Annotated in this window: 14 protein-coding genes and 4 tRNA genes; 5 read left to right on the top strand and 13 right to left on the bottom strand. The window is 54.0% G+C overall.

Translation table 11 applies throughout. The annotated features are described in order from the left end of the window. Window positions 1-278: 278 nt before the first annotated feature. From PLD04_14995 to PLD04_15055, 13 genes are read right to left on the bottom strand one after another with little or no spacing between them, the layout of a single operon-like run. The gene (locus tag PLD04_14995) at window positions 279-983 is read right to left on the bottom strand and encodes a type II secretion system protein (GenBank protein ID HXK69635.1); all 705 of its coding nucleotides are present in this window, start codon (window positions 981-983) and stop codon (window positions 279-281) included. Beyond that, a complete protein-coding gene (locus PLD04_15000) occupies window positions 958-1,365 on the bottom strand; it encodes a prepilin-type N-terminal cleavage/methylation domain-containing protein (GenBank protein HXK69636.1) in 408 nt (135 codons plus the stop codon). Before PLD04_15000 ends, PLD04_14995 begins: the two co-directional genes overlap by 26 nt. After that, window positions 1,355-1,840 carry a type II secretion system protein gene (locus PLD04_15005; GenBank protein ID HXK69637.1) on the bottom strand — a complete coding sequence of 162 codons (486 nt, stop codon included), beginning with the start codon at window positions 1,838-1,840 and terminating at the stop codon, window positions 1,355-1,357. The genes PLD04_15000 and PLD04_15005 overlap by 11 nt, the downstream gene beginning before the upstream one ends. Next, window positions 1,788-4,025: a secretin N-terminal domain-containing protein gene (locus tag PLD04_15010; GenBank protein ID HXK69638.1), complete on the bottom strand. Its 2,238-nt coding sequence runs from the start codon at window positions 4,023-4,025 to the stop codon at window positions 1,788-1,790. Before PLD04_15010 ends, PLD04_15005 begins: the two co-directional genes overlap by 53 nt. Next, window positions 4,025-4,603: a hypothetical protein gene (locus tag PLD04_15015; GenBank protein HXK69639.1), complete on the bottom strand. Its 579-nt coding sequence runs from the start codon at window positions 4,601-4,603 to the stop codon at window positions 4,025-4,027. The genes PLD04_15010 and PLD04_15015 overlap by 1 nt, the downstream gene beginning before the upstream one ends. Beyond that, window positions 4,600-5,208 carry a hypothetical protein gene (locus tag PLD04_15020; protein HXK69640.1) on the bottom strand — a complete coding sequence of 203 codons (609 nt, stop codon included), beginning with the start codon at window positions 5,206-5,208 and terminating at the stop codon, window positions 4,600-4,602. Before PLD04_15020 ends, PLD04_15015 begins: the two co-directional genes overlap by 4 nt. Further along, on the bottom strand, window positions 5,205-5,771 hold the full coding sequence (locus PLD04_15025) for a hypothetical protein (GenBank protein HXK69641.1): 567 nt from the start codon (window positions 5,769-5,771) through the stop codon (window positions 5,205-5,207). Before PLD04_15025 ends, PLD04_15020 begins: the two co-directional genes overlap by 4 nt. Continuing rightward, a complete protein-coding gene (locus PLD04_15030; protein HXK69642.1) occupies window positions 5,764-6,660 on the bottom strand; it encodes a hypothetical protein in 897 nt (298 codons plus the stop codon). The genes PLD04_15025 and PLD04_15030 overlap by 8 nt, the downstream gene beginning before the upstream one ends. 2 nt (window positions 6,661-6,662) lie before the next feature. Further along, a complete protein-coding gene (locus PLD04_15035; protein ID HXK69643.1) occupies window positions 6,663-8,255 on the bottom strand; it encodes a GspE/PulE family protein in 1,593 nt (530 codons plus the stop codon). Window positions 8,256-8,275: 20 nt separating this feature from the next. Beyond that, window positions 8,276-9,484 (bottom strand): type II secretion system F family protein, encoded by a 1,209-nt coding sequence (locus tag PLD04_15040; protein ID HXK69644.1) that lies wholly within the window; start codon window positions 9,482-9,484, stop codon window positions 8,276-8,278. Next, window positions 9,481-10,158: a secretin N-terminal domain-containing protein gene (locus PLD04_15045; GenBank protein ID HXK69645.1), complete on the bottom strand. Its 678-nt coding sequence runs from the start codon at window positions 10,156-10,158 to the stop codon at window positions 9,481-9,483. Before PLD04_15045 ends, PLD04_15040 begins: the two co-directional genes overlap by 4 nt. Beyond that, window positions 10,152-10,520, bottom strand: a complete 369-nt coding sequence (locus PLD04_15050) for a hypothetical protein (GenBank protein HXK69646.1) — start codon at window positions 10,518-10,520, stop codon at window positions 10,152-10,154. Before PLD04_15050 ends, PLD04_15045 begins: the two co-directional genes overlap by 7 nt. Next, the gene (locus tag PLD04_15055; protein HXK69647.1) at window positions 10,513-11,097 is read right to left on the bottom strand and encodes an RNA polymerase sigma factor; all 585 of its coding nucleotides are present in this window, start codon (window positions 11,095-11,097) and stop codon (window positions 10,513-10,515) included. Before PLD04_15055 ends, PLD04_15050 begins: the two co-directional genes overlap by 8 nt. Window positions 11,098-11,328: 231 nt before the next feature. On the opposite strand from PLD04_15055, the gene PLD04_15060 reads away from it, so the two are divergent. From PLD04_15060 to PLD04_15080, 5 genes are all read left to right on the top strand, one after another. After that, a complete protein-coding gene (locus tag PLD04_15060; protein HXK69648.1) occupies window positions 11,329-11,916 on the top strand; it encodes a DUF2179 domain-containing protein in 588 nt (195 codons plus the stop codon). 173 nt (window positions 11,917-12,089) lie between these two features. After that, window positions 12,090-12,164, top strand: a tRNA-Thr gene (locus PLD04_15065). 13 nt (window positions 12,165-12,177) lie between these two features. Then, window positions 12,178-12,263 (top strand) — tRNA-Tyr (locus PLD04_15070). 2 nt (window positions 12,264-12,265) lie between these two features. Beyond that, window positions 12,266-12,340 (top strand) — tRNA-Gly (locus PLD04_15075). Between the two features lie 27 nt (window positions 12,341-12,367). Next, window positions 12,368-12,442 (top strand) — tRNA-Thr (locus PLD04_15080). Window positions 12,443-12,530 lie beyond the last annotated feature (88 nt).

Raw genomic sequence — 12,530 nt, forward strand, 5'->3', positions numbered from 1 at the left:
GTGGATACGCATACTAAACAACTGAGTTTATTCGACTAATATTTGGACACTACTGCTCGAAAGATCGAAGATCTTAAGGGTACTGACTATCCATGAGGCCCGAGAGGTCCATGAAGTCTCTCGGCCAGCCGAATGGATACTCGAAAGATCGAAGATCTTAAGGGTACTGACTATCCATGAGGCCCGAGAGGTCCACGAAGTCTCTCGGCCAGCCGAATGGATACTCGAAAGATCCAAGATCTGAAGAGTACTAGCTACAGTCTGCAAAATCAGATTTTTTACGGCTTGGTCTCGATCCCTCCAGACCCTCCGCCTCCGGTTCCCGGAGGATTGCCGCCGCCCTGACCGGGCATGGGACGCCCGCCACCCGGTGCCTGACCGACACCTCCCTGCTGTCCCTGCTGAAGCAGACTGAACTCCCATTCGTTGTAATGTCTTCGACCGTTATATTCCCGGATGCTTTCATCTCTTGAGGTGGAAAAGACACCCACGATCGGGCCTGCGGGTGCCGCAGATCCCTCGTCCAGGGGGGAACCGATGGAGGTGAATTCGATCTCCGATTCCTGCAGACCGCTGAGGCCGCCCGGTGACTGACCGGGCTGAGTAGGTTGTCCCGGAAGCGGAGTTCCTCCTGCGGGAACAGGCTGAGGCGGCCACCGTCTTCCGTCTGCAAAGATCAGGCCCCATTTCTCTGAGCGTGTGATGGGATCTTCGTAGAGTCTCCGGATACAGCGGGGTTTCCCGGGCCCGGTTTTCATCAGGTCGTCCAGCTTCAGGGGCTGGCGGCCGTGTCTCTGCATGTGAATGCGAATGGCTTCAACGTACTGGTTGCCCCGGAATATCAGTTCTTCTTCCGCTTCCCGCTGGACGACATGGCTCCATACTTCCGCGGCCGCGGTAAGAGCAATAACCACCAGGGCCGCGACAATCATGCATACGACGAGGGTATATCCCCGTTCACCACTCCGCGTAGGGCGTTCCATCCAGGGCTATGTCTCCTGAAGCGCTGTGGACATCCCAGATGCCGGGAGGGGCAAAATCACCCCCGGCGCTCCAGTCGTCTGCATCTTCCTCTTCCATATAAATGACTTCCCAATCGGTCTGCTCCGTAATGGGGTCGATGGGAATCGCACGGAGGTACCCTTCCGATACCAGGTCCTCAAGTCCCTGGGGGTAGGCGGCGTGATCGGCATAGTACTGATCGATGACATTTCTGAGAGTGAAGAGGTTGTGCTTCAATGCGGCTTCCTTGGCACGTATAGGGGCCTGCCGCATGGCGGGAATGGCCATCGCGGCCAGAATCCCGATGATGGTGACGACTACAATAAGTTCAATCAGGGTGAATCCCCTGGTTTTACCATTCATGGTAATAGCTCCCGTCGAGGGCTTTTGACCCGGAAAGAGAATAAACGTCGTAAACATTTTCACCTCCCCAGGAATCGGAGTCGAAATCATCCTGAAGGGACCGCATCCCCCACTCCGCTTCCCCTGTCATGGGATCGACAGGGATGCGTCGCAGGAACTTGTAGGTTTTCATGTTGATTTCTACCCCTTCCACAAGTTTTTCCAGGGTTTCAGGGTATCCTTCCGAACCGATTTCCACGGGGAAGTGGAACTGATCCCACAATTTTTTATATTCATCGATGGCCGTCCGCATCTTTCTAAGCTGGTAGCGGAGTTCGATCTCCTTGTGCCTCTGGATAGAGAACTTTGCGATCGGTACGGCCATGGCGGAGAGAATGGCGATGAGCGCACAGACCATCACCAGTTCCGCAAGGGAATATCCCCTACGGAACCGTAATGCCGCTTGCAGAGATCGGCCACAGCATATCTTTGGCATCCCTGCTGCCTCCTTTTTCGATGCGGAGGGTCTTTGGACCCTCACCCGTTGTCGTGAAATGAATTTTGACCAGATTCCCGTCATTCGGTGGGGGCTGAGGCAGGAGAACATCCAGTCGAATCTGCTCATCACTGATCGTATTGATCACGGCTTCGGCGGCTCCGATCCCTTCGACGCTTTCATAGCGCAGGGGACCGTTGATGTCCAGGAGGATGGATGCCAGTCGCTGTTCCGCGGGGTAGCGTCCCTGCAGAACGAAGGTGACGGCATCTTCTACCTGCTCCTGTTCCCGGGCGAGAAGGAACGTGGGAACGGGAGGTTCATCGCCCTGGAGTCGCATGGGTCGGCCTTCCTGATTCCCCTGGTTGGTGACGGCACCCCGGTCAAAGGGCCGACGTCCGAGGCCCTTTCCTCTATCCGGTGAATCGCTCTGCGATTGCTCCGGTTCTTCCGGTTTTTCTTCTTCGATATTCTCCCCGTCGAAGGGACCTTCCTGGCCCGATTCCAGCCGGATCGATCCTCCCCGGATGGACATGTTGTTTTCCGTACCCACCCAGACCGGGATGAGATCCTCCTCCGTAATATCCGGCATTCGGACAATGTGGGGTGTCATGGTCAGGATCAGGTCGGTCCGTTTGTAGGAGTTCTGAGTGGAGGAGAAGAGGGATCCCAGGAGGGGGATGTCCTGAAGCCAGGGGAATCCGCTTTTGGCGCTGGAGGTGTCATTTCGGATCAGGCCGGCAAGCAGGTTTGTCTCTCCATCCCGAAGACGGATAACCGAGGTGATCGTGCGTGTGGAAATCGTGGGGGGGAGGTAACTGGAATCTCCTCCGGATGAGGGGGCAGCAGAGGATACTTCCACTTTCAGCTTCAGAGTGACTTCCCGGTTGTGGTGGACCCGGGGTTCCAGGTCGATTTTGATTCCGACATCCGTGTACTGATAGGACGTGTAAGGATAGTATCCTCCGGTGGTCGTACCCTGGTTATACCCCTGGAACTGGGCTGTTGCGATGGGAATCCTGTCCCCGATATGGAGCTGAGCTTTCTCACCTTCGGAAATTCTCAGCTGGGGCTTGGCCAGCAGTTCGGCTTCACTGGCATTTTTTACGAGGTTCAGTGTGATGGAGGGAATCGTAATGTTCCAGTTGTCATGTCTGATCTGTCCAATGTCTCCGATGGAGATCGTGTTGCTCTCTTCTCCGGTGTCATACCCCAGGTTGAATGAATAGTTCGATAATTGCGTGCCGATTTCCCGAAACTTGTTCGTATCCACCTGAAGGATCTCGACGTCAATCACGACCTCCGCCTTGGCTTTGTCGTTGGCATCGATAATACGCTTGGCGATGGCCACCTTATCCGCGGTGTCCCGGATGACAACGGCATTCAGCTGCTGGTTGGTGGCCACGTTTCGTGCCTGCATGATGCTTCGAAGAATATTGTTGACGTCTTTGACGTCGGCGTTGGAGAGGTAAAAGGTCTGGATTAGCAGGTCTTCGTAGTCCTTCCGCATCTGGGGTGTGTCGGGAGCAATAATGATGGTGGAAGAATCCAGAACCTTGTAGAAATGGCCCGCGGAACGCATCGTGATTTCCAGGGCCTTCTGCGGATCGACGTCTTTAAGCTCCAGCGTGATCTTCTTTTCCTTGATCTGAGGGTCGTAAATGATATTAAAGCCAAAAGCCTTCGCAAAAGCCTGGTAAATATCCTGAACTTCGGTCGGTTTCGAGAAGGAGAAGGTCATGGGTGCTGTGCTCTTTGGATTGAGTCGGGGAGGCTGGCCCCGATCTTCCATCGCCTTTTCCTTCAGGGCCTCGAGCTCGGAGAGGGAGGCGTTCTGTTTCTCGTAGGCTCTTAAGGCCTTTTCCAGTTCCACCTGGGCGTACTGGTTGGTGGGGTCAAACTGAACCGCCATTTGAAATTCCAGGATGGCAGCCTGATACTGTTCCGCCAGGACAAGCTTTTTCGCGCGTTCAAAGTGAGCCTGGCTGGCACGCAACCGAACCCGTTCCAGGTGCACCTTATAGCGGGCATTGGATGGGTCCTTGGCCAGAGCCTCCAGGTACTTGGCTACGGCACGATCGTAATTCTCCCTGTCCTCCGCCTTCTGGCCTTCGCGGAAGGCCTGGTGCGAACTACAGGCGATCAGTAACGTCAACGTAAGCGTGACGAATAGCAGTCGTTTCATCATGACCCCACTTGCAGAATTTCAGGCTCGTTGTCGGGAAAGCCGACAAATCCGATGGAAACACTTTCGAGCCCGATTTTGTGAAGAATGTATTTATCCAAAAAGGTCTCTCCTTCAAATACGTCCAGAATTTCCCCATCATTGACAAAGACAGCCAGGAGACGGCCTTCCGGACCAAAGTGTCCCAGGTATTTGAAGGTAATCGCCGGAGGTTTTGGTTTTTGTTTTTCCTCCTGGGCCTTTCGCATCTCTTCCATGCGTTGCTGTTGTTCGGCCTGTCTCTGTTTGACCGTCTCGGGATCCGGGGGTGGTGGTGGAGGTGCCGGTGTCGGTTTGGGGGGAGGCGGCTGATAGTAACGGAATATGTTGCGGCCATCTTCGCGGGTCGTAGTCGGCTTTGGCTCAAGAAGGTTGAGATGCAGGGCTGGAATCGCTTCTGCCGTAGCCTGGGCCCGGCGCGCGGCCTCCCTTGACTGCTTTACTGAACCCGCAGAGGGACGAAATTGTTTATAGATCACAAAGATCAGCAGGCACACCAACCCGACAGCCAGAATGTTCTTGATTGGAGTCCTGTTCATGATCGTGGCCTCCTCCGTGCGGGAGGACGCTGGGTTTCCTCTTCCGGGAGGTCTTCATGGAAATAGGTCACGAGGCCGAGGGTGAGCTTGACGTTCTGGCCCAGCTCTCCGGCCTCGCGCAGTGAAATATTGGATACGGTGATAAATTGCTCGGAGAGTTCCAGAAAGTGAAGGAGTTTCCTCACGTTCGCATAGGTTCCCTCCAGAGGGAAGGAGATTTCAAAGGCGGTGACGGGAAGAAATCTCTCCGGCTTGTCTTCCCCGAACCCCCAGGCGTGAGGGATCAGGCCGGCCTGGCGGGTCAGGTCGTCCAGGTGGGCGAGGAGCAGGGTCAGTCGGTGCTCCTTGGTGTTAATCCGCTCGTAGAATTGCGCCAGGCTTTCCTGGGCTCTCTTTTGAGATGCCAGGGTGGCATTCAGTTGCTGGTTTTCATGTTTTTTAACCTCGAGTGTTCCTTCGAGCTGAGCCCTCCTGTTCCATTCGGCACGAATCTTTCCAAAAAAGACATAGTGGTATCCGACGAATAAAACCAGGTTCAGCAGAAGGAGAAGGGCTGTTGGAAGCCAGTAGACCCTGTGTTCCCGGAGTATCGTGAGAATCGTCATACGGGTCCGGGTTTATACGTGACGCGAAGACCGAACTTCCGGCCTTCGGGCACCCCGGCTTCCTGATCCTGAAGTCCCGTGGGTGTCGGGTTGGAAAAATTTGGGCTGTTATGGAGAGCGTCAATCAGATCCAGCATGCCGGTGTGGGATTCAGTGAGGCAGTTCATCGATAGAAGGACTCCATCTTCCAGGGGGCTGGGGGAGAGGGAGATGATTCTCACTTTGTTGGGCAGTACTTCTTCCACATGGTCCAGGAGAGTACTCCATGAGAGAGCGCGGGCTCCAATGATGGTGTTCAGGGTGTCAATCTCATAGGCCAGACGGCGTGTGTCAACGGAGGCAATCTCTTTTCGTAATTGCTCATTCTCTGCATCCAGTCCTGCAATGTCTTTCTGCAGGGATGCAATAGCGGTCCGGGTTTCCTCCGAACCGGTGAGGACACGGTAGAGAGTCCGTCCGTTCATGAACGTGACGGCGAGCGTGATCAGAGCAAAGATCACGACGGAGATGACAAATGCGGGGAGATTCCAGAAGGGCCGGGAAGCAAGGTTAATATTAAACATAGAGGCACGCCGCTCCGATAATGGCGGATTGGACTGCTTCCCACTGATCGCCGTCTGCCATGGATGGAGGAACAATGGCGGCGGGGGTGAGATCTGCATGCTGCATGGCCCAGCCCAGCTTCTGACCAAGGGGGTAAATTTCGTTTCTTCCGCCGTATCCCAGGATGTCACTCCAGGTGAACATGGTGTCGACGTTCAGATTCCATCGTTTAAAGAAGTAGGCCCAGGTTCGTTCGATATCCTGAGCCAGCATGCCGTTTCCACGGGCGGGCATGAATTTCTGTCGGAAAAAAAGCAGGTCATCTCCATTGAAAAACCCCAGGCTCCAAAGGCCTTCCTCCAGCGTAAGAAGGCCCCAGGATCCCTGAAGATGAATCTGGGGTGCAATAGCCCAGAAGTGTGAGGTGATGTGGCCGATATCCCGCCCCAGGGAAGAAAAGGTCTGTTCGAGAAAGGATAGAAGCTTTTCAACGGTAAAGGTGACCAGGATCCGCGCTTCTCCCTTGGAGTCGCGACTGAGGGTGTGCGTGGTGAAACGCAGATCCCTCGGCTCCGCGTTCAATATTTTCTTCAGACGCCAGGCAACGAGGTTTCGCACTTCTTCCCGCCGGCGGGGGAGGTCCTCTACCGTGAAAACGGTGGTCCGCAGCCAGGAATCGGGAAGTACAAGAGCCGTCTTGGCTTCCGGCATCGCCTGAAGGACTTCGCCTACGGCATCCCCCAGGGTTTTCGCATCTGCAATCTGGGCTCCCACCGGTAAACGCTGAAAGGGCGAAGAATCAAAGGTCACAGAACGACGATCGGAAACCACCCGCTGCTTCTTCAGCCTGGTGAAGTGAGCCGCTTCGATACCGCGGGGGGTGATGGAGCAGGAAATCAGTCGTTTCATCATCAGTCCACGAAGGTCACTTTGTTGGCTTCCTTGAGAGAGGCATGTCCCTCAAAGACCTTTTGAAGGGCCGAACCACGGAGGAAGATCATGCCTTCCTTTCGGGCCTGCCGCTTGATTTCCGAAGCGGGCCGTTTTTCCAGGATCAACTCGCGAATCGGATCGGATAGATCCAGAAGCTCACCAATGGCGTGGCGGCCGAAATAGCCCGTTCCGTTGCATTCGATGCAGCCACGCCCGTCATAAAAGGTCACGTTTTTACATTCTGCGGGGTCAAGTCCTGATTCCTGGAGATAGTCGTCATCGTAGGTGACTTCGTACTTACAGTGAGGACAGATGACCCGGAGGAGACGCTGTGCGAGAACGCAATTGAGGGCAGATACAAAGTTGTACAGTTCCACGTTCATATTCAGAAATCGTCCGATTACGTCGACGACGTTGTTTGCATGAACAGTTGTGAAGACGAGATGGCCGGTCAGGGCTGACTGGATGGCGATCTGGGCTGTCTCTTCGTCACGAATTTCACCAACCATGATCTTGTCGGGGTCGTGGCGAAGGATCGATCGGAGGCCCCGGGCAAAGGTCAGCCCCTTCTTTTCATTTACCGGGATCTGGGTGATCCCCTTCAACTGATATTCGACCGGGTCCTCAATCGTGATGATCTTATCTTCCGAAGTTTGAATCTCGGAAAGGGCCGCATAGAGAGTCGTGGTTTTCCCTGATCCCGTCGGTCCCGTTACGAGAATCATGCCGTACGGTTCCATGACAAATTTTCTGAGCTTCTTGACGAGCCCGGGGTCGAAGCCGAGGATATCCAGCCGGAGGTTCTTGAATTCCTTGTTCAGGGATTCTTTATCCAGGATCCGGATCACGCAATCTTCTCCGTGAACCGTGGGCATGATGGAAACACGAAAGTCGATGGTGCGGCCGGAAACACGAAGCTTGAATCTCCCGTCCTGCGGGATTCGCTTTTCCGCGATGTCCAGTTCAGACATGATCTTGATGCGCGAGATGATCGTGGAGTGGTGTTTTTTGTCAATGGGCTCCATGGCCTGGTAAAGAACCCCGTCGATTCGGTATTTCACCAGGACCTGACGTTCCCGGGTTTCGATGTGAATGTCGGAAGCTCTTCGCTGAAGGGAGTTATAGATCACAGAATCGACCAGCCGGATGATGGGGCTGGCGTCTGCCGTGATTCGATCGATGGATAGGGTTTCCTCTCCATCCTCTGCATCCTGCACGAGATGCATCCGGAAGTCTTCCGTTGCTTCGTCCAGCAGGCGCTGAGAACTCTCGCTCTTTTCAAGGTAGTCCCTCACGGCCTCTTTGTCGGCCACTTTGAGGCGGATGGCCCGGCCGAGCAGCATTTCGACTTCGTCCCAGATCAGCAGGTTGGCGGGATCGCCTACGATCAGGGTCAGGATTCCATCTTCCTGGCTTTCGGGGATAAACTGATACTTCAGCATCCATTCCATTGGAATGGATCGAAAGAGATCCATGTTCAGGCGGAAGTCGGCAAGATCGACAAAGGGAAGTCCAAACTCCTCTGCCAGTTGCTTTGCCTGTCCTTCCGTACTGGTGATGATATCAACCATGGCAGAGCTCTCCTGAAGCGTCAGCGCATTTGCCCGATCAACGTCAACAGCGGTAGATACACGGCCGCAAGGAGGACCGCGACTACCGTTCCCATGAAGACGAGCATGATGGGCTCTACCAAGGTTACTATACGTTGAAGTCGTATGTCTATCTCTTCGTCGTAAAAATCCGCAGCATTGTGAAGCATGGTCTCAAGGGAACCGGTCGATTCCCCGACCTTGATCATCTCAATGGCGATGGAAGTGAATTTTCCCGTGGATTCAAGAGAATTCCAGAGAGCATCGCCCTCCTGAACCCTTCCGACAATTTCCTGAACACGGGTCGCGATGTCTGCATTGGAGATCGTATTGGATGAGATGGTCAGAGCCTGCACGACCGGAGTTCCGCCTTCGACCAGTGTTGCGAGAGAGCGGCAGAACTGAGTCAGGGCGAAGCGGTGGAAGATGGTTCCCACAAAGGGAAGCCTGAGAAGGCTCGCATCAAAGCTCCTTCGGCCCAGAGGAGTTCGAATCCATGAAAGAAAGACCAGAATTCCCGCCACGACGCCGAAGCCCAGGATCGCCATATTCTGAATCATATATTTTGACAGGGCAATGACCCACTCCGTAATGAGGGGGAGTGTTGCGTCCATGTCTCCGTAAAAAGAAGTGAACTTCGGGATTACATAGGTCATCATGATGACAATCAGAACGATCGATAGAGTCAGCAGAATGGCGGGGTAGATCAGGGCTCCTTTGACTTTTCGCTTGACCCCCAGAATGACCTTCTGATAGGTAATGAATCGGCGAAGGACCTTTTCCAGGTCTCCGCTGCGTTCTCCCGATTTCAGAATCGTGGCGTACATTTTTGGGAAAACGTCGCCATAGGTGGCAAAGGCATCGGAAAGGGACTCGCCGGACTTCAGCTTGTCGATTACCTCGGCCAGGACTGCCCGGAACATGGGGTCTTCCTGTCTCTCCCAGAGAATTTCCACACATTGGACGAGAGGGAGACCGGAGTGCACGAGGGCCGCGAGTTCCTGGTTAAAGATAACAAAGTTCTGACTCTTAACCTTTCGGCGTTTTCGAAGCTTGATGGATGGAAGAGTCACGCCCTTTTTTGAAACGGAAAAGACGTAAAAACCCTGTCGCTCGAGATCCTTGCGCAGCTTCTCAGGATCGTCTGATGTCTTTACCTCCGTTCGAACGTCTCCCGAAGGTGTCCCCAGCCGGCAGATGAATTCACTCATGAGGGGGTGGCTCGGAGGATGAAAATCAGGGCTTTACTGTTTTTTATGGAGTTGGATACCCCAACAATATGGTTCTGATCGACCTGAAGGTTGATCGTGGTCCGCAGAATAGGCTGTAAAATTTCCTCGTTCCCTTTTTTAATCACACGGAAGAGTCGGAAATTCTTTAACTGAATCACGTTAGGGAGCCGGACGGGATTGTAGAGATAAAAGTCCACGTGAAATGCTTCGTTAAGGCGGTAAGAAACGACATCTCCGGAAAGTCCCTCGATGATGTTCTGGGCAATAACGTCATAGTTCTGATACGGAAAGATAGCCTGGAGCTGGTGGCCCACGCCCTGAATCTCCTCCGAAATGGACGAGGGAGCGGAAGGCGTGGTTGTGGCCTGAATCATCTTAATGGAGATCTTGAAAGATCGGGGCGGCTGATCAACCGCCTGGATAAATTGCGCTACGGCTTCCAGCTGGGTGGCGTGGTCCTTAATGGCGATCGAATTGGTCTTAGAATTTAAGGTCATGGAACCCTGAGGGGAGAGAAGAGGCCGAATCAGGGTGATGATTTCCTCAGCGGGAACATGGTCCAGGGTGAATACACGGATTACCGTCGTTCCATCCTGTGCTGCCAGGAGGATGGGAAGCAGAAGAATCAGGAGGAAGACGGCCCGTTTTACCATGCGACGGACTGATCGACGATAAAGGCGACCTTTACGGCATTATGTTCGCCTTCATAGGTAAACGATGGTGTTCCGTCCCAGTCTTCAATCATGGGAGGAACATCGGTTATGGTCTCGCTCAGGATGGACGCCTCCACGGCGACAGGTTCTTCCGGGGTCGAGGGACCCTTGATCACGAAGGTCAGAGCGATCATGATCAGAAGGGAGGCTGCAATGCCGGCCGCCAGGAAGGGGAATCGCCGATGTTTCGGTTTCCGGATCCCGGATCGGACAGCGTACCACATCCCATCGAGTTCTTCCGGGCTGAGAGGGGGCTGGTGCGGCGCTCCCCGCAGCTGTGGAAAGAGAGGTTTGTCATTCATACGCGTACTCCGGATATCTTTCGCGAAGATGCTGGGTCACGATCTTTCGTGCATGGAAAAGGTGGTTTCGGACCGTGACCTGCTGACACTTCATGACCTTCGCGATGGTTGGGGTGTCCATCTCTTCCAGCTCGTGGAGTAGAAAGACGGCCCGTTGTTTGGCGGATAGAGCGCCGGACAGTTCCTGAAGGATTCGTTCCACTTCTTCTCTCTGAAGGTTCGTCAGAGCGACTTTGTGGCTCATGTCTTCCGGGAGTACCCGGAACATACGCTGATAAGCCTTATCCCTCGAACCTCGACTGCGAATATGATCGATACAGAGGTTGGTCGCGATCCGGTAGATCCAGGTATTGGGTGCATATTTCGAATCGTACTTGCCGATCTGTTCCCAGACCTTGATAAAGACTTCCTGAACCACATCCTTGGCCTCTTCGCGGTCTCCAAGGTACCGCGTGCAGAAGGAATGGATCTGCGGTGCCTTGCGCATCATCAGTGTATGCAAGGCTTCTTCGTCCCCCTCAAGGATCCCTTGCATGAGGGTTTCATCGGGGGTCGTCTCGGCGGGTGGTTTACGCAACACGTTTAATCGCATGTCCGACTGGTTTACGGACCAGATGGCCCGATCGTTTACTATTCTATCATGCGAATCCCGTTGAACAGGGCTATGGAGGAAATAAGGTAAAAACCTGCGATCGATCCCGACCATGATATTGAATCTGTGCTGGAAAAAATCGAGATCCTGCATTCCTTCCGATCCCTGAAGTTCTGTGGTAGTCTGACCGCGTAAAATCTACCAGGAGTCTGCAGCATGACCTTTGATCTTTACACCTGGGTGATTATCCCCGTTCTGATCTTTTTCGCGAGGGTTCTCGATGTGTCCGTGGGGACCATGCGAATTATCTTTCTGGCGCGGGGAGGAAAGTGGATTGCTCCGGTTCTTGGCTTCTTTGAAGTCCTGATCTGGCTCCTTGCCATCCGCCAGGTGATGGAGAACCTGAACAATCCCCTCTGTTACCTCGGCTATGCCGGCGGATTTGCAACGGGGAATTTTGTCGGAATGCTTCTGGAGGAGCGGCTGGCTATGGGGACGCTGATGGTCCGCACCGTGACGCAGGCCGATGCCCGGGCTCTGATCGATGCCCTGAATGTTGAAAATTACGGTGTTACTGCAGTGGATGCCCAGGGAGCCATGGGACCGGTCAGTGTGATTTTTACCGTGATTAAGCGGAAAAACCTCGGCAGGGTTCTCGAGTTGATCCAGACTCATAATCCCCGGGCGTTTTATACAGTTGAAGATACGAGATCCGTGGGAGAAGGGGTCTTTCCTTCCCGCGAACGGGCTGCAAAACCCGCCGCGTTCCTGTCAGTCCTGAGACGCTGGCGCAAGGGGAAGTGACCGTCTTTTTAATCAGATTGAGGTTTGCTTCTTGACAAGATAGAGTAAGGTGGGTATACTTTCTCTCCTGCTAATGACGGAGGCAACTTCCAACGCACCCTGAAAAGGGGGGTCATGGGGGTTGCGCACCTTTGTCGTTATGTGCTAGGATTCATCTTTGTTCTTTCCCATGGGCTGGTGTAGCTCAACGGTAGAGCAGCTGATTTGTAATCAGCAGGTTGGGGGTTCAAGTCCCTTCACCAGCTCCAGATTGAAAGAGACGGGGAGATACCCGAGTGGCCAAAGGGGGCAGACTGTAAATCTGCTGGCGACCGCCTACGGAGGTTCAAATCCTCCTCTCCCCACCATTGCGGGAGTAACTCAGTGGTAGAGTCACGGCCTTCCAAGCCGTTGGTCGCGGGTTCAAATCCCGTCTCCCGCTCCATTTTGCTGGTTCTGTGAACGTTTACCCGCCCACGTAGCTCAGGGGTAGAGCATTTCCTTGGTAAGGAAAAGGTCACCGGTTCAATCCCGGTCGTGGGCTCCATATAAAGTAAGATTAAACATTTTGGAGGTTACCATGGCCAAGCAGAAGTTTGAGAGGACGAAGCCGCACGTAAACGTGGGAACGATCG

This window comes from Thermoanaerobaculia bacterium (assembly GCA_035593605.1).
Lineage (GTDB): Bacteria > Acidobacteriota > Thermoanaerobaculia > UBA2201 > DAOSWS01 > DAOSWS01.